The organism is Polaromonas sp. P4_F9 (assembly GCF_056401235.1).
Map to the genome: position 1 here is coordinate 111832 of NZ_JBFUJT010000011.1, position 18003 is coordinate 129834.

At 63.6% G+C, this 18003-nt stretch carries 14 protein-coding genes; 6 read left to right on the plus strand and 8 right to left on the minus strand.

Features of this window, described 5'->3' with window-relative positions; genetic code table 11:
- Positions 1-17: 17 nt before the first annotated feature.
- The 4 genes from AC1DUB_RS11900 to AC1DUB_RS11915 all read right to left on the minus strand — a co-directional run bounded on the left by AC1DUB_RS11900 (position 18) and on the right by AC1DUB_RS11915 (position 4513).
- Positions 18-1019 carry an ABC transporter ATP-binding protein gene (locus AC1DUB_RS11900; protein WP_477729649.1) on the minus strand — a complete coding sequence of 334 codons (1002 nt, stop codon included), beginning with the start codon at positions 1017-1019 and terminating at the stop codon, positions 18-20.
- A 28-nt stretch (positions 1020-1047) separates the two neighbouring features.
- Positions 1048-2091: a carbohydrate ABC transporter permease gene (locus tag AC1DUB_RS11905; RefSeq protein WP_477729650.1), complete on the minus strand. Its 1044-nt coding sequence runs from the start codon at positions 2089-2091 to the stop codon at positions 1048-1050.
- A gap of 10 nt (positions 2092-2101) precedes the next feature.
- Entirely contained in the window at positions 2102-3091 is a 990-nt protein-coding gene (locus AC1DUB_RS11910) for a carbohydrate ABC transporter permease (protein WP_477729651.1), read from the minus strand.
- Positions 3092-3235: 144 nt separating this feature from the next.
- Positions 3236-4513, minus strand: coding sequence for an ABC transporter substrate-binding protein (locus AC1DUB_RS11915; RefSeq protein WP_477729652.1), 1278 nt, complete (start codon positions 4511-4513; stop codon positions 3236-3238).
- A 400-nt stretch (positions 4514-4913) separates the two neighbouring features.
- On the opposite strand from AC1DUB_RS11915, the gene AC1DUB_RS11920 reads away from it, so the two are divergent.
- From AC1DUB_RS11920 to AC1DUB_RS11935, 4 genes are all read left to right on the plus strand, one after another.
- Entirely contained in the window at positions 4914-5681 is a 768-nt protein-coding gene (locus AC1DUB_RS11920) for a DeoR/GlpR family DNA-binding transcription regulator (protein WP_477719049.1), read from the plus strand.
- 39 nt (positions 5682-5720) lie between these two features.
- Positions 5721-7214: a glycerol kinase GlpK gene (gene glpK / locus AC1DUB_RS11925; RefSeq protein ID WP_477729653.1), complete on the plus strand. Its 1494-nt coding sequence runs from the start codon at positions 5721-5723 to the stop codon at positions 7212-7214.
- A gap of 100 nt (positions 7215-7314) precedes the next feature.
- Positions 7315-8151: a pyrroline-5-carboxylate reductase gene (proC, locus tag AC1DUB_RS11930; protein WP_477729654.1), complete on the plus strand. Its 837-nt coding sequence runs from the start codon at positions 7315-7317 to the stop codon at positions 8149-8151.
- A 287-nt stretch (positions 8152-8438) separates the two neighbouring features.
- The gene (locus tag AC1DUB_RS11935; RefSeq protein WP_477729655.1) at positions 8439-8672 is read left to right on the plus strand and encodes a hypothetical protein; all 234 of its coding nucleotides are present in this window, start codon (positions 8439-8441) and stop codon (positions 8670-8672) included.
- A 348-nt stretch (positions 8673-9020) separates the two neighbouring features.
- Here the strand turns inward: AC1DUB_RS11935 and ubiA are convergent, their stop codons facing one another.
- The 4 genes from ubiA to recG all read right to left on the minus strand — a co-directional run bounded on the left by ubiA (position 9021) and on the right by recG (position 15225).
- Positions 9021-9881 (minus strand): 4-hydroxybenzoate octaprenyltransferase, encoded by an 861-nt coding sequence (ubiA, locus tag AC1DUB_RS11940; protein WP_477729656.1) that lies wholly within the window; start codon positions 9879-9881, stop codon positions 9021-9023.
- The gene (locus tag AC1DUB_RS11945; protein ID WP_477729657.1) at positions 9881-10804 is read right to left on the minus strand and encodes a Dyp-type peroxidase; all 924 of its coding nucleotides are present in this window, start codon (positions 10802-10804) and stop codon (positions 9881-9883) included. The genes ubiA and AC1DUB_RS11945 overlap by 1 nt, the downstream gene beginning before the upstream one ends.
- A 7-nt stretch (positions 10805-10811) precedes the next feature.
- A complete protein-coding gene (locus AC1DUB_RS11950) occupies positions 10812-11813 on the minus strand; it encodes a LysR substrate-binding domain-containing protein (protein ID WP_477729658.1) in 1002 nt (333 codons plus the stop codon).
- Between the two features lie 1207 nt (positions 11814-13020).
- Positions 13021-15225, minus strand: coding sequence for an ATP-dependent DNA helicase RecG (recG, locus tag AC1DUB_RS11955; protein ID WP_477729659.1), 2205 nt, complete (start codon positions 15223-15225; stop codon positions 13021-13023).
- Between the two features lie 256 nt (positions 15226-15481).
- Here recG and queA point away from each other — a divergent pair, with 256 nt between their 5' ends.
- Positions 15482-16543 (plus strand): tRNA preQ1(34) S-adenosylmethionine ribosyltransferase-isomerase QueA, encoded by a 1062-nt coding sequence (queA, locus tag AC1DUB_RS11960; RefSeq protein ID WP_477729660.1) that lies wholly within the window; start codon positions 15482-15484, stop codon positions 16541-16543.
- 261 nt (positions 16544-16804) lie between these two features.
- A complete protein-coding gene (gene tgt, locus AC1DUB_RS11965; RefSeq protein ID WP_477729661.1) occupies positions 16805-18001 on the plus strand; it encodes a tRNA guanosine(34) transglycosylase Tgt in 1197 nt (398 codons plus the stop codon).
- The last annotated feature ends 2 nt before the right edge of the window (positions 18002-18003 follow it).

Consider the following 18003-nt stretch of genomic DNA (forward strand, 5'->3'; position numbering starts at 1 on the left):
TGCCGGCAGGGTTTGGCTTACAAGCGCAGGCCGTTCTCGTCGAAGCAATGCACGTGCTCCGGCGGCACGGAAACCTTCACGGTGTCGCCACACCGGATGGATGTCTGTCCGCTCAGGATGATCTCGAATGGCGCATCCGGCACCACGTTGCCGCGCAGGACGCTGGTGCTGCCGAGCTGCTCGACCTGCGACACGACCAGGCTCAGTGGACCGCTGTCGGAAAGCTGTGCATGCTCGGGTCGGATGCCCACGGTGTGGGTGCCCGGCTTCGCCATGGGCAGGTGCATCACCGGCACGAAGTTCATGCGCGGGCTGCCGATGAAGCCAGCCACGAACTCGTTGCAGGGCCGGTTGTACAACTCCAGCGGCGCGCCGACCTGCTCGATGCGACCGGCGCGCAACACCACGATCTTGTCGGCCATGGTCATGGCCTCGACCTGGTCGTGCGTCACGTAGATCATGGTGGCACCCAGGCGGGCGTGCAGGTCGCGGATCTCGGCCCGCATCGACACGCGCAGTTCGGCATCGAGGTTGGACAGCGGCTCGTCGAACAGGAAGAGCTTGGGCTCGCGCACGATCGATCGGCCAATGGCCACGCGCTGGCGCTGCCCGCCGGAGAGCTGGGTCGGCTTGCGCTGCAGCAGCTGTTCGAGCTTCAGCATCCTGGCCGCCGCCTGGACCTTGGACTCGATGACCGACTTGGCCACGCCCAGGTTTTCGAGGCCGAATGCCATGTTGTCGTAGACGCTCATGTGCGGGTACAGCGCGTACGACTGGAACACCATGGAGCAGCCCCGGTGCGCAGCGGGAACCTCGTTGACGCCCTTGCCGTCGATGCGGATCTCGCCGTTGGTGGCGGGTTCCAGCCCGGAGATGATGCGCAGCAGCGTGGATTTACCGCAGCCCGAGGGGCCGACGAAGACGACGAATTCACCACTGGAAACCGTGAGGTCCACGCCATGGATGGTCGTGATCTTGTCAAAGGTCTTGACGATGTTGGAGAGTTGGAGAGTTGCCACGAAAGTGTTCCCGTGTTGATGTCAGGCTTTACTTGACGCCGGCGCTGGCGATACCGGTGGCGATGTACTTCTGCAGGAAGGTGAAAACCAGGGTGATCGGAATCAGGGTGATGACCGTCATGGCCAGCAGGTAGTGCCATTGGGTATTGAGTTCGCCCTGGAAGGCGTTGAGCGCCAGTTGCAGCGTGAAGTTTTCCGACCTGGACAGCACGATCAGTGGCCACAGGAAGTCGTTCCAGCGCCACATGAACGAGAAGATGGCCAGCACCGCCATGGCGGGCGCAGCCAGCGGCAGGATGATCTTCCAGTAGATGCGCCATTCGCTGGCGTTGTCCATGCGCGCGGCCTCGAGCAGTTCGTCGGGAATCGTCAACATGTACTGGCGCAGCAGGAACACGCCGGTGGGCGTAGCGACCGCGGGCAGGATCACGCCCCACAGGTTGTTCAGCAAGCCCACGCTGGAGATCACCAGGAACGCCGGCACCAGGATGATGGTGGGCGGGACCATCAAGGTCGCGATGATGAGCAGGAAAACGGTCTTCTGGCCGGTGAACCGGTACTTGGATAAGGCGAACGCCGCCATGGAGTTGATCAGCAGCGTGATGAGGGTGGCGACCACGGTGATGAACACGCTGTTCCACAAGTAGGTGCCAAAGGCGAACTTGCCGAACAGCTCGGTGTAGTTGCCGCCCGCGAACCTGAGTTCGTTCACCGGCTTGCGGTTGTTGATGTCGACGCGGACCTCGGTTTGCGGCTGCTGTGGATCCACCATGGTGGCGACGATGCCGATGCGGCGTACCTGCGCCAGCTCGCGCGTGCTGCCCTGCTCGTCCTTGACCTGGTACAGCGGCAAGGGTTGGTCGTGGCCCGGCACCACCGCCGTCTTCTGGCTGTAGGGCAGGAAGCTGGGTGGGAACTGGCTCAGCGCGCTTTCGGTCTTGAAGGACGACATGACGAGCCAGAGCACTGGCCCGAACATGACCACCAGCCCGAGCAGAAGATAGCCGTAGGAAACCCAGTCGGTCCAGTGCAAACGGCTGCGGCCGCGGGTACGGGTGAGGAAATTGGCCATCGCTCGGTCCTTATTTCTTTGCTTTTCCGGCGTCACCGGCCTTGGACAGCCGCAACTGCGCCAGCGTCAGCGCCATGAGGCCGACGGCGAGGATCAGCGAGGCGGCAGCGGCCAGACCGTACAAATGGATCTGCTCGGCAAAACCGGTCAGGTAGATGTACTGCACGATGAAGGTGGTGGCCGATCCCGGGCCGCCGCCGGTGAGCACGAACACCTCGTCGAAGGTCTGCACCGCGCGGATCATCTGCAGCACCAGCACCACGATCAGGTTGGGCATGAGCAGCGGCAGCGTGATGCGCGACAACACGCGCCACGGCGGTGCGGCGTCCATCTCGGCGGCCTCGTACACGTCTTTCGGGATGGCCTGCAAGCCCGCCAGCAGGATCAGGGTGTAGAAACCCATGTGGGCCCAGATAGACACCACCACCACCCAGAAGAAGGCCCAGTGCCTGTCCAGCAGCCAGTTGATGGGCTCGGCGCCCACGGCCGCCAGGCCGGCGTTGAACACGCCCTGGCTTTGCAGCAGCCATTTCCAGATCAGCGCCACCACCACCGGCGACAGCAGCACGGGGTAGAAGAACACGCCGCGCCAGAAGCCGCGCCCGATGATCTTGCGGTTCAGCACCAGGGCCGTGACCAATGAGAAGAACAGCATCAGCACGACCTGGATCAGGCTGAACTTGACCGTGTTGAAGATCGAGCGCAAGAAGATGTCCGTGCGGCAGCTCTGCAGGTCCGTGTAATCGCGGCATTCCAGCAGGGTGACGAAGTTCTCCATCCCGGTGAAGGGCCGCTGCGTGGGCAGAAGGTTCACACCGCCGCTCATCGCATACGCCAGATTGATCACGATGGGCAGGAGCGTGAATATACCGATCACCAGCAGATTCGGCCCAACGAAGAGCCAGCCGATGCGCGAGGCACCGAGCCATTTCTGGCCGAGCCGGAACACCGGCTCGAACAGGTTGAAGCAAAAGCCTAAGAAGGCTGAGAAGACTGACATACCGACTCCGATCTACTGTCCCGTGACGCCGCCAGCGCCGCTGCCTTATTCCAGAGACACCGCGGAACTGGCTCCGCCAGGCCGCAGGTGTCGCCCCCTGCAAGGGGGGAGGAGCGACACGCAGTGCGCGACTTGGGGGTGAACCTACTTCCCCGCCTGCTTGACCGCTTCTGCCATGTCGGCGCTGATCTTGGTGACGGCTTCGTCCACGCTGATCTCGCCAACGATGGCCTGCGTGACGCGGGTCACGGTCGGCAGCATCAGCGCGCGGTTGTACTTGTAGCCCTGCAGCGCGTAGGCAGCCGGCGCCAAGGTCGCGGTGCCGCTGGTGAACACGCCGAGTGCGGCCTGAGCCGCGGGACCGGCGCTCGGGTAGCTCACGCCCTTCTTGGCCACGCCAGCATGGGCCGGGATATTGTTGGTCTTGGAGGCGAATTCGGCGACGTTGGCTTCCTGCGCCATGAAGTCGAGGAACTGGCCCACTTCCTTCGGCGACTTGGTCGTCTTCAGCGCCGCCCAGGCGGCACCGCCGGGCATGCCGGTGCAGGCAGCCGGGCCGCACGGATTCGGCACGGCGACCCAGTCGAACGCGTTGCCGATTTCCTTCTGCATGCGGTTGATCTGCCAGGAACCCGACAGGATCATCACCAGGCGGCCGTTCTTGAACTCACCCACGGTATCGGCATAGCTGGAGCCGCCCGAACCGCCCCACGCGTCCTTCAGCATGGTGCCGTCCTTGTGCCAGTCGACGAACTTGCGCACGGTGGTCTTGTAGCCGTCGTCCAACGCCAGGTTGCCCTTGGCGTCGAAGATCTTGGCGCCATAGCTGATGGCAGGGCCTGCGAAGCGGTGGCCGGAGCGGTCCCAGGCCATGGCGGCCGGCGTCTGCGTGGCCTTGGCCACCTTGCGTGCCGCGTCGACCCACTCTTCCCAGGTCGCTTTCGGCCCGGGCATGGCAATCTTGGCTTGTTCAAACAGCGTCTTGTTGACAAACGGGCCGGTCATCGTCAACTGCGACATGAAGCCGTAGATGCCCTTGTCGCTGGCGCTGGGCCGCAGCCAGGGCAAGGTGGCACCGAAGTTCGCTTCCCAGTATTTGCGGTCCTTCACGTAGGGGCTGATGTCCAGGTAGTACTTCGACAGCCCGCCCAGGTCGGTGAGGCGTGCGATGTCCGGGCCCTGTCCCGCGGCCAGTTGCACCGGTAGCTGCTCCAGAATCGTCTTGAACGGGACGACGTCAAGAATCACCTTGGTGCCGGCGTTTTGGGCCTCAAAACGTTTTGCCAGTGCGGCCGTTACGTCGCACTCGTTGCCATCCTGGTAACACATCACACGGATGTCTGCAGCGCATACCGACACCGGCAACGCAACTACGGCCGCCACCATAGCGGCCAAACCATTCCTGGAAACACGAACTTTCATAGTGAAATCCTTCATAACGTTCATGGTGAAATCCTTCAAAGCAGTGGAACTTCGGACTGGTACACCGGGCATCCCGGTCACGCCTTGCCCATCGACCCGAACACGGGCATTGCCGGGCACCGCCAGACCCGCTTCGCGCCGACTTTCTGGCTGACGTGATCCAGGGCCAGCTGCATCACGCCACCCTGGACAAAACGGGGCAGCGCGGCACGGCGGCAATGAGCGCCGCACCCTGAAAAAATGAAATGGCGAACAACACAGATACTCCCTGCATGGCTTTGTCAAAGTTCGAATGTGTTCTATTGTTGTTCTTTTTTGATTGTTTTATCTAATAGTTTTCCCTTAGTATTTTCCTTTTGTTTCGATATAGAGTGTGAAAAACTCTTGTCTGCATACCCTCGTGAACTCCAATCCCCGGCAAATCAAGCTTCTTGACTTCGTGCGCGCCCATGGCGCGGCTTCCGTTGAACAACTCGCCGACAAGCTGGGCGTCACCCTGCAGACCGTGCGGCGCGATGTGCAGCGCCTGGCAGATGCCGGTTTGCTGGCGCGCTTTCATGGCGGCGTGCGGGTGCCCAGTTCCACCATAGAAAACATTGCGCACCAGCAACGCAAAAATCTCAGCGCAGAAGGAAAGGCGCGCATTGCCCGTGCCGTGGCCCAGCGCGTACCCAACGACTGCTCGCTGATCCTCAACATCGGCACCACAACCGAGGCCGTTGCCAAGGCGCTGCTGCATCACAAGGGACTGCGGGTCATCACCAACAACCTGAATGTGGCGGAGATTTTGTGTGACAACCCCGACTGCGAGGTCATCGTGGCGGGCGGCGTGGTGCGCGCGCGCGACCGCGGCATTGTGGGTGAGGCAGCCGTCGATTTCATGCGCCAGTTCCGGGTGGACATCGCCATCATCGGCATTTCCGGCATCGAGCCCGACGGTTCCCTGCGCGACTTTGACTACCGGGAGGTCAAGGTGGCGCAGACCATCATTGAGCACGCCCGCGAGATCTGGCTGGCCGCCGACAGCAGCAAGTTCAACCGCCCGGCCATGGTCGAGCTGGCCCGACTGTCGCAAATTGACCGTCTGTTCACCGATATGCCGCCGCCCGAGCCTTTTCCCGCCTTACTGGAAGAGGCCGACGTCAGCTGTGAAATAGCCCACCCCTGAGCCGGCACGGCCACCCAACCCCCTCCACACGGAAACGCCATGACTTACCTGCTCGCCCTTGACCAGGGCACCTCCAGCTCCCGCAGCATTGTGTTTGACGAGCTGGGCCACATCGTGGCCCAGGCCCAGCAGGAGCTGCCCCAGATCTATCCCAAACCAGGCTGGGTCGAACATGACCCGATGGAAATCTGGCGCACCCAGCTGGCCACGGCGCGCGAAGCGCTCGGCAAAGCGGGGCTGAAAGCGAGCGACATTCGCGCCCTGGGCATCACCAACCAGCGCGAAACCACGGTGGTGTGGCACCGCGCGACCGGCCAACCCATCCATAACGCCATCGTCTGGCAGGACCGACGCGCCGAAGCGACGTGCGCACAACTGCGCGAGCAGGGCAAGGAGGCGCTGATCCAGGCCAAAACCGGGCTGCTCATCGATGCGTATTTTTCCGGCACCAAGCTCAAGTGGCTGCTCGACAACGTACCCGGCGCGCGCGCGCAGGCCGAGCGCGGCGAGCTGGCCTTTGGCACCATCGACAGCTGGCTGATGTGGCAACTGACGGGCGGCGCGCTGCATGCCACCGACGTGAGCAATGCCTCGCGCACCATGCTGTTCAATGTGCACAGCAACCAGTGGGATGCCGAGCTGCTGGACCTGCTGGGCATCCCGCCCTCGCTCATGCCCCAGGTGCTGCCGTCCAGCGCGCACTACGGCGAAACCCGGCCCGAGCTGCTGGGCCACGCGATAGCGATTGGCGGCGTCGCCGGCGACCAGCAAAGTGCGCTATTCGGCCAGGCCTGCTTCAAGGCAGGCATGGCCAAAAACACCTATGGCACCGGCTGCTTCATGCTGATGCACACTGGCACGCAATTCCAGACCTCCCGCAACGGCCTGCTCACAACCAGTGCCGCGCAAACCACGGCGCACCCCGAATTTGCCATGGAAGGCAGCGTGTTTGTCGGCGGTGCGGTGGTGCAGTGGCTGCGCGATGGCCTGCACGCCATCCAGGGCAGCGGCGAGGTGCAGGCGCTCGCGCAAAGCGTTCCCGACTCCGGCGGCGTCATGATGGTGCCGGCCTTCACCGGCCTGGGCGCGCCCTACTGGAAACCCGATGCCCGCGGCACCATCACCGGGCTGACCCGCGGCACGACGGTGGCCCATATTGCGCGTGCCGCGCTGGAAAGCATTGCCTACCAGAGTGCCGCCCTGCTGCAGGCCATGAGCCGGGATGCGGTGAGCAGCGGTGCAGCGCCCTTGGCCGAGCTGCGCGTTGACGGTGGGGCCTGCGCCAATGATTTGCTGATGCAGTTCCAGGCCGACCTGCTGGGCATTCCGGTGCTGCGACCGGCGGTGATTGAAACCACCGCCCTGGGCGCGGCTTACCTGGCCGGCCTTTCCAGCGGGGTGTACCGCGGCACGGACGAGCTGTCCGGCATGTGGCGCGCAGAGCGGACGTTTTTGCCCACCCTGGGCGCCGACAGCGCGGCGGCACTGATGAACCGGTGGGAGCATGCCGTCAGGCAGACGGTGCTTCAATAGCCTTGATCACCCTTGGCTACCGCGCTGTTCGGCGACAATCCATTCAGATTTAGCGCGGCTGCCTCAAGGCCGCGCGGCTTCAACAACCAGCGAGCGATCCATGAGCACCCAAAACCCAGGCAGCAACGAACACATCGCCTTCATAGGCGGCGGCAACATGGCCAGCGCCGTCATTGGCGGCCTGCTCAAGCAGGGCCTTCCGGCCGGGCAGATCCAGGTGGTGGAACCTTTTGCCGAGCAGCGGGCCAAGCTTGTGCAGCAGTTTGGCGTGGCGGTCAGCGACGCCCCGGGCGCCTCGCTAAGCAGCGCCGGCCTGGTCGTCTGGGCCGTCAAGCCCCAGACCTTCAAGGAAGCGGCAGCGCAGACCCGCGCTCACACCCAAGCCGCCCTGCACCTGAGCGTGGCCGCCGGCATCCGCTCGGACAGCATTGCGCAGTGGCTGGGCACCGAGCGCGTGGTGCGCTCCATGCCCAACACGCCGGCACTGGTGGGCAAGGGCATGACGGCGCTGTTTGCCCGCCCGGCCGCCACGGCCGCGGACCGGACGGCAGTCGAACGCGTGATCCAGACCACGGGCGAGTATTTGTGGCTGAACGATGAAACGCAGCTGGACGCCGTGACCGCGCTCTCCGGCTCCGGGCCAGCCTATGTGTTTTACTTCCTTGAGGCCATGATCCAGGCCGGCACGGACATGGGCCTGGAACCCGAGCAGGCCCGCAAGCTGGCCGTGGGAACCTTCGTCGGCGCTTCGGCGCTGGCCCACGCATCGGACGAGCCGCCCGAAGTCCTGCGCGCCCGTGTCACCTCCAAGGGTGGCACCACCTATGCCGCCCTCACCTCAATGGAGCAGGCAGGCATCAAGCAGCAGTTCATGCAGGCCATCCAGGCCGCCCGGCAACGCGCTGGCGAATTGGGTGACGAGTTCGGTGCCGCCTGATCGCTTTTCACAAAAACCCGCCTGATACCGAGGTGGTCCTGTCGAGGTCGGGCCTGCAGCCAGTTCTATTTTTTTGGCAACAAGATGTTCCGGGGCAAAACCTTCGCTTCGTCTTCATCTAACCCGGCGAACTACCCAAGCGAAATTTCGGCTCAAGCGCAGGTGGCGTCAACCCTGCAACACCCGCAAGCGTTGAAACACGGCGCATGTACCGCCGCTCAGCCCCGCCGGGGCCATGATCCGGGCAAGATGCGCTCACAAAAACTTTCTAACATCCGGAATTCACCATGAAAAAATTACTGTCCATCCTCGCCAGCGCCACCGTACTGGCCCTGCCGCTGGCTGCCGTGTCCACGCAGGCCTCCGCACAAACCGGCGCGCCCGTAGCCGCTCCCGCTACGGCGCCGGCCGCAGCACCCGCTGACCAGGCGACCCCGCCCAAGGCGAAGACCTCCGTCAAGAAAAAAAGCAAAGCCAAAGCCAAGCGCAAGGCCAAAGCCACGACCAAAAAAGCGATTTGACCCAGCGGCACGGCAGCTGGCCGTCCGGGGCACCCGGACAAGTCAGTTGAAGGTCCTGAACAGCCCGCCGCGCGCGGGCTTTTTTTAACCTAGAAACGGCAGTTGGATGCGTCCGAGTGCGTCGTGATCGGCGTGGCAGGCAAGGCGTGACAACGCAGTGGGCTTGTGCCCACAAGGCGGAGCAACGCCGCATGGCGCGTCGAGCACGGTGCAATCGGACGCATAGCGCTGTTACCCAGAAGGTGAACCCAATCGACGAGGGGAAAGTCAATGTGCATGCGGCTTTCCTGAAGTTTGCGAGCGGTCAACTGCTGTTTCTAGGTTTAATGCAGGCCGGTCAGCCCGGACTCAAGCCACCAGATAAGACAAGGCAATGCCGGCAAACACCGTGCATCCCAGCCAGTGGTTCAGGCGAAACGCCTTGAAGCAGTCGTCGCGCTCGCGTTTGCGGATCAACCAGCCATGCCACAGCGCCTGCAGCCCTGCCAGCCCAATGGCCATCCAATAAATGGCTGCTTGCGGAATATCGGCAAGGGCCAGAGCCCAAACTGACAGGTACAGCAGGTAACTGAGCATGACCCCCGCCACATCGAATCGTCCCAGCGTGATGGCCGAGGTTTTCATGCCTATCTTCAGATCATCGTCGCGGTCCACCATGGCGTACTCGGTGTCGTAGGCGATCACCCAGAACAGGTTGCCCAGCAGCAGCACCCAGGCCAGCAGCGGCACGCGGGACTGCACGGCGGCAAACGCCATCGGAATGCCAAAGCTGAAAGCCACGCCCAGCACCGCCTGCGGCATGGACACATAACGCTTGGCAAATGGATACACCAGCGTGACGGCCAGCGCGGCAAACGACCAGGCGATGGTGACGGCATTGGTGGTCAGCACCAGGCCAAACGCCAGCAGGGCCAGCACGGCGCCCAACCACAACGCCTCCTTGACCGAGACCGCGCCGCTGGTGACCGGCCGCTGGGCCGTGCGCTTGACGTGCCGGTCAAAGTCCCGGTCCGCCACATCATTGACGCAGCAGCCCGCGCTGCGCATCAGGATGGTGCCCAGCGTGAGCACCGTCAGCAAGTGCCAGCCCGGAAAGCCGTGCGCGGCCACCCACAGCGCGGACAAGGTGGGCCAGAGCAGCAGCAGCCAGCCCGCCGGACGGTTCCATCGGATCAGCGCAAGGTAGAGATCCAGTTTGCGGCGCAGCATCACAAGCCGAGCTGCCGCAAATCAAGCCGGCCTGCATGCATGGGCGGACACCACAGGTAGGCGCCGCTGACCGGCCTGGAGATACGAAACATCGCATCGACAATGCCATCGTCCAGCCCCACCATGCGGCGCATTTGTGCTTCAAACGCATCCAACGAGCGCCCAAACGCCACAAACACCAAACCGGCCTTGCTGCCGCCCGGCGCATGCAAGGCCCACGGCATGGAGCGTCGCAGCACAAAAGCCTCGGGTTGAAAGCTTTCCTGTGCGGTGCGTTTGACATGGGCCGATTCGGGCGCATCCTCCAGCTCCTCGTTGTCGCTGCGCCGCCTGCCTATGGTGTTGTCCTGCTCGGGCAGGCTCATGGCTTCAAACGCATCAAGGTCATGCAGCCATTGCTGCACCGCGACGAAACTCGATCCGTCAAGGCCCGCCCCCTGCCCCCGCACGAAGGCTGCGGCCTCGGCCGCCTCGCCTTCGGGGTTTTCGGTGCCGTCTTCGTAGCCCGTGAGGTCCCGGCCGTGGCCCGTTGGCCCCCTGCCGTGACGAAAGGACTCGATCACACGATCCAGATGAAAGGCCGGGGCCAGCGCTTTTTCCAGTCGCCGCGTCAGCAACACCAGATCGCCCCGGTCGCTACCGCGCAGCCACAGGCACAGCGCGACCGGCGTGGCCGGAAGCTCAATGCCACCGCCCGAGAGCGCCGGGAAGTCGCGCAGGCCCGGGACCGCCGCGCCCAGGACCGTGACAAGTCTGGCGCCGAATGCCGCCACCACAGCCTGGCCATCCGCCAGCGGGGTTAGCCGCTGCAGGCTTTGGCGCAGCGCCGCCGGCTGCGCGACCGCAGAGGCTGTGATGGAGAAAAAAGCGTAGCGCCCGACGGTAGGCACCGCTTGCGAAATTCCAGGTTGGGAAAGGCTCATCTTTGCATCAGGACAGTCGTGTGACACCCGGCAGCTCGCAGGCGTAAATGGCATTGCGCAGCGCGGCAATTGCTTCGTAGCGCGTGAAACTGCGGCGCCAGGCCAGCACCACGCGCCGGCTCGGCACGTGCCCTTCGAACGGCAGGTATTTGATGAAGTTGGGCTGCGCGGCAGCCGCAGCGGCCGCGGCCGCCATCGCTGCCTTGCCTTTGGCGGGCTTTTTGGCGACCGGCGCCTCGACCAGCGCCTCCTTGGGCACGCCCAGACGCGGCACCAGCGTGATGCCCATGCCCGCAGCCACCATGTGCTTGATGGTTTCCAGCGACGAGCCTTCAAAGCTCTTGCGGATGCCGTCGGCGCTGCTGGAAAAGCGCGCGAACTCCGGACAAACCTCCAGCACGTGGTCGCGAAAGCAGTGCCCGTTGCCCAGCAGCAGCATGGTTTCCTTCTTCAGCTCTTCGGCAGACACGCTGACGCGCGCAGCCAGCGAGTGGGCGCTGGGAACGGCCGCCATGAAGGGCTCGTCGTAGAGCGGCGCAATCGCCAGGTTGGTGTCGGGAAACGGCTCGGCCAGGATCGCGCAGTCAATCTCGCCGGTTCGCAACTCCTCCAGCAGCTTGACGGTGAAGTTTTCCTGCAGCATCAGGGGCATTTGCGGTGTATGGGCGATGGCCTGGCGCACCAGATCGGGCAGCAGGTAGGGGCCTATGGTGTAGATCACCCCCAACCGCAAGGCGCCAGCCAGCGGGTCTTTGCCGCGCTTGGCAATTTCGCGGATGTTCTCGGCCTGCTCCAGCACGCTTTGCGCCTGGCGCACAATCTCTTCGCCCAGCGGCGTGACGGTAATTTCATTGGCGTTGCGCTCAAACAGCTTGACCTGCAGCTCTTCCTCGAGCTTCTTGATGGCGACGCTGAGTGTCGGCTGCGACACATGGCAGGCCTCGGCGCCCTTGCCAAAATGCTTTTCCCGGGCCACGGCGACGATGTATTTGAGTTCGGTCAGCGTCATGGGCTTATTGTCCTGCTTTTCGCTTCAGGGAAGCGGATTGCGTTTGTTGAGGTCGTTTTTGGTCTGACTGGGTTGCCCTTCACTACCAGGCCGTGGGGAGCCCGGCGGCTCGTCGCTTTATTTTGCTTCGCCAAAATAAAGTAACGGCGGTCTCAAGCCTGAAGTGCAACACTGCTCAGCCCAGCCAGGACGGGGTTAGGGAAAAGTCAAAAGACAAAAACCACACCGATGCCTCACTCCCTCCCCCGCTGGGGGAGGGTTGGGGTGGGGGCTGACCCCGAACCCGCACCCGTACCTGCCCCCACCCCTTTCTGTATGCGCCGAGGAGCACAGGGCCAGACGGATCAGGGCTCGCGATTGTCTGAGCCGCAAGCAAGTTGAGCGAGACCCCGGCTGGACTGAGCACCGCAGGGTGCCCGCAGCGCAGCGAAGGGTCGGAGCAACAGATGCTAAAAGCCCGGTCATAATTTGCTCAGGCAGACAGGGCGAAGATGACAACCCCCTATACCACCACCATCGGCCATCCCGGCCGGCGGTTCAGTCCAACAAGATTTATCTGCCGCCGGACTACCCCCGGCTTGGTCGTGAAAGGCCACCCGGTCAGACAAAGCCCGGTCATAATTTGCCCACGCAGACTGGGGAGATGACAAACTCCTGCGCCATCACCATCGGCCATCCCGGCCGGCGGTTCAGTCCAACAAGATTTATCTGCCGCAGGAGGTGCTCTTGGTTTCTATCAGCTTGGCCGCGCGACAGATAAACGCGATTCGTTAGGCACCGCAGAAACGGAACACCCCATCTCTCCCCTTAGTTGGCCCCTATGAACGTCGTGTACCGCATTACCTATCCGAACGGGAAGATCTACATCGGGCAAGACCGAACGAACAGCATCAACTATTTTGGTAGTGCCTCCGACGAGCTGATTGCGAGAGACTTCACGCCCGAGCAACGACTGAGCTTCGCAGTCACGCGAGATATTCTTTGGCAGTCCGAAACTGCATCCCGCGCCGAAGTCACTCAAGTAGAAATCGAGTACATCCTTCGCTTTCGGTCAAACGATCCGAGAGTTGGCTACAACCAATCACCAGTGCTGCGGAGGACTGGGGGCCAGGGTGTTTAGCACCAGCATGTTCGCTCCACTCGTCATCCTGGCACCAAAGTGCACTGTGTGAAACTGCGGCCTTAGTCAAACACTAACCGTCACAATTCAAGCCCTCAAAAACTCAGCCTTCCCCCCCAACCACCGCAAAATATGCCGCTGCGCCAGCCCGCCATACTGGTCCAGCATCACTGGCGCCACCCCACGCGCCCAGGCCAGCAACTGAGTATCGGTGGCCAGATCAGCAAAGCGCAGCAAAGGCGCGCCCGACTGGCGCGCTCCCAAAAACTCGCCCGGCCCACGAATCTCCAGATCACGCCGGGCGATTTCAAACCCGTCGTGGGTCTGGACCATGGCCTTGAGGCGCTCCCGCGCCGTCTCGCCGAGCCGCGGCGCGTCGCCGGTTGAATACAGCAGCACGCAGGCTGACGCCGCTGCGCCCCGGCCGACCCGGCCGCGCAACTGGTGCAGCTGGGAGAGGCCAAAACGCTCGGCATGCTCGATCACCATCAGCGAGGCATTGGGTACATCCACCCCCACCTCGATCACGGTGGTGCTGACCAGCACGCCCATCACCCCCTCGGTGAACAGGGCCATCACGGCTTTTTTCTCGGCCACGGGCATACGCGAATGCAACAGGCCCACCCCTACACCCGGCAGGGCCGCGCTCAAGGCTTCATGCGTCTGGGTGGCGTTGATCAGGTCGATTGACTCGCTCTCTTCAATCAGCGGGCAGACCCAGTACACCTGCCGGCCCTCTAGAAGCTGGCCGCGTATGCGCTCGATCACCTCATCGCGCCGGGCATCGTTCACCACCTTGGTGACGATGGGGGTGCGCCCGGGCGGCAGCTCGTCAATCGTCGAGACGTCCAGGTCGGCGTAGTAGCTCATGGCCAGCGTGCGCGGAATCGGCGTGGCGGTCATCATCAGCAAATGGGGTTCCTGCCCGTTGTCCTGACCATCCAGGGTCATCTTGCTGCGCAGGGCCAGCCGCTGCGCCACGCCAAAGCGGTGCTGCTCGTCAATGATGGCCAGCGCCAGATTTTTGAACTTCACCTTGTCCTGGATCACGGCGTGGGTGCCGATGACCAGGTTCGCCTCGCCGCTTTCAATCATGGCCAGCGTTTCGCGCCGCTCTTTGGCCTTCTGGCTGCCGGTCAGCCAGGCGGTCCTGATGCCCAGCGGCTCCAGCCAGCCGATCAGTTTGCGAAAGTGCTGCTCGGCCAGGATTTCGGTGGGCGCCATCAGGGCGCATTGCCGGCCGGCATCCATGCAGCGGGCCGCTGCCAGCGCCGCCACCACGGTCTTGCCGGAACCCACGTCGCCCTGCAGCAGGCGGTGCATGGGAATGCTTTTTTGCAGGTCGGCGTCTATTTCTGCGCAGACACGCTGCTGGGCCGGCGTCAGCCGGAAGGGCAGGCGCTCCAGCAGCTGCTCGTGCAGGGTGCAGTGCGGCCCCTGCAGACTGGCCCCGTCCATGGCGGGGTTGCGCATCGACGGGCCGCCCAGAGCCGGGGCACGCATGGCGGCACGCCCGCGGCGCGCCTGCAGCTGCGACAGCTGCTGGGCCAGCAGTTCCTCGGCCTTCAGCCGCTGCCACGCCGGATGGCTGTGGTCTTCCAGCGTGGCCAGCGCCGCGTCGGGCGTGGGATGGTGCAAAAATTGCAGCGCCTCGCGCAGCGTATGCAAGGGATGCGGCAGGTTTTTACTTAAAAACGGGGCGGGAATGGTCTCGCTCAGGTCGGCGCGGGCCAGGCCACTGAGCACTGCCTTGCGCAGATAGGCCTGCGGCAAACTGGCCACCGTCGGGTACACCGGCGTCAGCGCACCCGGCAGCTCGCCGCCCGCCAGCTTGAAGCTGGGGTGCACCATCTCGCGGCCAAAACCTCCCGCGAAGGAGCCGCCCCGGATCTCGCCGCGCACCCGCACCCGGGCACCGACGCTCAGGGTCTTCTGGTGCGAGGGGTAGAAATTGAGGAAGCGCAGCACGCAGGTGTCGCTGCCGTCGTCCACCGTCACCCGCAACTGGCGGCGCGGCCGGAACGCGATTTCGCTGTGGGTGACCTGCCCCTCGATCTGCACCATATCGCCGTCCCGCGCATCGCGCAGCTGCACGATGCGGGTTTCATCCTCATAGCGCAGCGGTAGATGCAGGGCGAGGTCAATGTCGCGGCGCAGGCCCAGTTTTTCGAGGGCCTTTTGTGCGGGGGATTTGGCCTGGGGTTTTTCAGCCTGGGCTTTGGGCGCGGCCCGGTCCCCGGCCATCTCCTCGGAGGTGGCGGCTTTTCGGGCAGGAGCACCGGGTGGCGACATGGGACAATTGTGCCGTCAACCTGGAAACCGCAGTTGACCGCTTGCAAACATCTAAAAATCCGCTTGAATACCGTCATTCTCCTTTTCGCTGGCACTCACCTTGTAGATGACAGCGCTATGCACCCGATTGCGCCACCCGCACAGCACCATGCGGCATTGCTCCGCCTTGTGGGCAACAGCCCACTGCGTTGTCACGCCTTGCCTGGCGCCGCGCGGGCAGCACACTCGGGCGCATCCAACTGCGGTTTCTAGGTTTATGAAGACGCATTTCAGCCTCAGCGATTTTGATTTCACGCTGCCCGACGAACTCATTGCCCAGCACCCCGCCGCCCAGCGCAGTGGTTCGCGCCTGCTCGATGGCCGGGACTCTGCCGCCGTAGACCGCCGCTTCGCCGACCTGCCCGGGCTGCTGAACCCGGGCGATCTGCTGGTGTTCAACGACACCCAGGTGGTCAAGGCACGGCTGTTTGGCCAGAAATCCAGCGGCGGGCGGCTGGAACTGCTGATCGAGCGGGTGTTGCCCGCCCTCGCCGATGCCGATCATGAAGTCGCGGCGCACATGAAGGTCAGCAAAAAGCCCCAACCCGGCGCCGTGCTGCAGATGGACGGCGGCTTCACCGCCACCCTGCTGGGCCGCTGGCCGCAGGAGGACGGGCCGCTGTACCGCTTTCGCTTCAGCAGCGACCCCTATGCACTGATGGCGCAGCATGGCCATGTGCCGCTGCCGCCTTACATCACCCACAGCGACTCTGCAGAAGACGAGCTGCGCTACCAGACGGTGTTTGCAAAAAACCCCGGGGCCGTGGCCGCGCCCACCGCCGCCCTGCACTTTGACGAAGCCGTGCTGGCGCAGCTGGAGGCGCGCGGCATCGCGCGCGCCAGCGTCACCCTGCATGTGGGCGCGGGCACCTTCCAGCCCGTCAAGACCGAAACAATAGCCGACCACACCATGCATTTCGAGCGCTTTGAGGTGCCGGCCGCCACACAGCAGGCGATTGCCGACTGCAGGGCGCGCGGCGGCCGTGTGGTGGCCGTGGGCACCACCACCGTGCGGGCGCTGGAGTCCCATGCCAAATTCGGTCCGGCCTGCGACGACACCAACATCTTCATCACGCCGGGCTTTGAATTTGCCGTGGTGGACCTGTTGCTCACCAACTTTCACCTGCCCAAAAGCACGCTGATGATGCTGGTCAGCGCCTTTGCGGGCTATGAACACATCATGGCGCTGTACCAGCATGCGATTGCCGGGCGCTACCGCTTCTTCAGCTATGGCGATGCCATGCTGCTGGCGCGCAAAACCCCACGCGCGGGCGTTTAAACCTAGAAACAACAGTTGACCGCTCGCAAACTTCAGGAAAGCCGCATGCCCATTGACTTCTCCCTCTTCGATCATGTTCACCGTCGAGGTGACAGCGCTATGCACCCGATGCCACCCCGCTCGACGCGCCATGCTGCGTTGTTCCGCCTTGTGGGCAACAGCCCACTGCGTTGTCACGCCTTGCCTGGCACGCCGATCACGGCGCCATCGGGCGCATTCAACCGCCGTTTCTAGGTTAAACACACCTGCGACAATCACAAGATGCTCGAATTTGAAGTTCTGAAGACCGACGCCAGGACCGGCGAAGGGGCCCACGCCCACCCCGGCTCGCATGCCCGGCGCGGCCGGTTGACGCTCACCCATGGCGTCGTGCAAACGCCCATCTTCATGCCGGTCGGCACCTATGGCACCGTCAAGGGCGTGATGCCGCAGTCGCTGCACGACATGGGCGCCCAGATCATCCTGGGCAACACCTTTCACCTGTGGATGCGCCCCGGGCTGGACGTGATGAAACAGTTCGGCGGCCTGCACCGGTTTGAAAGCTGGGACAAACCCATACTCACCGACAGCGGCGGCTTTCAGGTCTGGTCGCTGGGCGAGATGCGCAAGATTTCGGAAGAAGGCGTGAAGTTCGCCTCGCCCGTGAACGGCGACAAGCTGTTCCTGACGCCGGAAATCTCCATGCAGATCCAGACGGTGCTCAACAGCGACATCGTGATGCAGTTTGACGAGTGCACGCCCTACGACACCAAGGGCCACATCACCACCGAAAGCGAAGCGCGCAGCTCGATGGAGCTCAGCCTGCGCTGGGCCAAACGCTGCATCGCCGAATTTGACAAACTGGAAAACCCCAACGCGCTGTTTGGCATCGTGCAAGGCGGCATGTACCAGAACCTGCGCCACGAATCGCTGGATGCGCTGGTGGAACTGGACTTGCCCGGTTACGCGGTGGGCGGCGTGAGTGTGGGCGAGCCCAAGGAAGAAATGCAGCGCATCATGGCGCACACGCCCCATCGCCTGCCGGCCGACAAGCCGCGCTACCTGATGGGCGTGGGCACGCCCGAGGACCTGGTGGAGGGCGTGGGTGCCGGCATTGACATGTTTGACTGCGTGATGCCGACGCGCAATGCGCGCAACGGCCACATGTTCACGCGCTTTGGCGACCTGAAAATCCGCAACGCGCGCCACAAGGCCGACGATCAGCCCCTGGATCACACCTGCACCTGCTACACGTGCAAAGGCCGCACGCTGCCTGACGGCAGCATGTCGGGCGGTTTTTCGCGGGCCTACCTGCACCACCTGGACCGCTGCGGTGAAATGCTGGGCCCCATGCTGGCCAGCATCCACAACCTGCATTACTACTTGAACCTGATGCAGGAAATACGCGATGCGCTCGATGTGGGGCAGTTCGGCGAGTTCGCCGCGCGGTTCCGGACCGACCGGCTCAGAGGCGTCTGAGC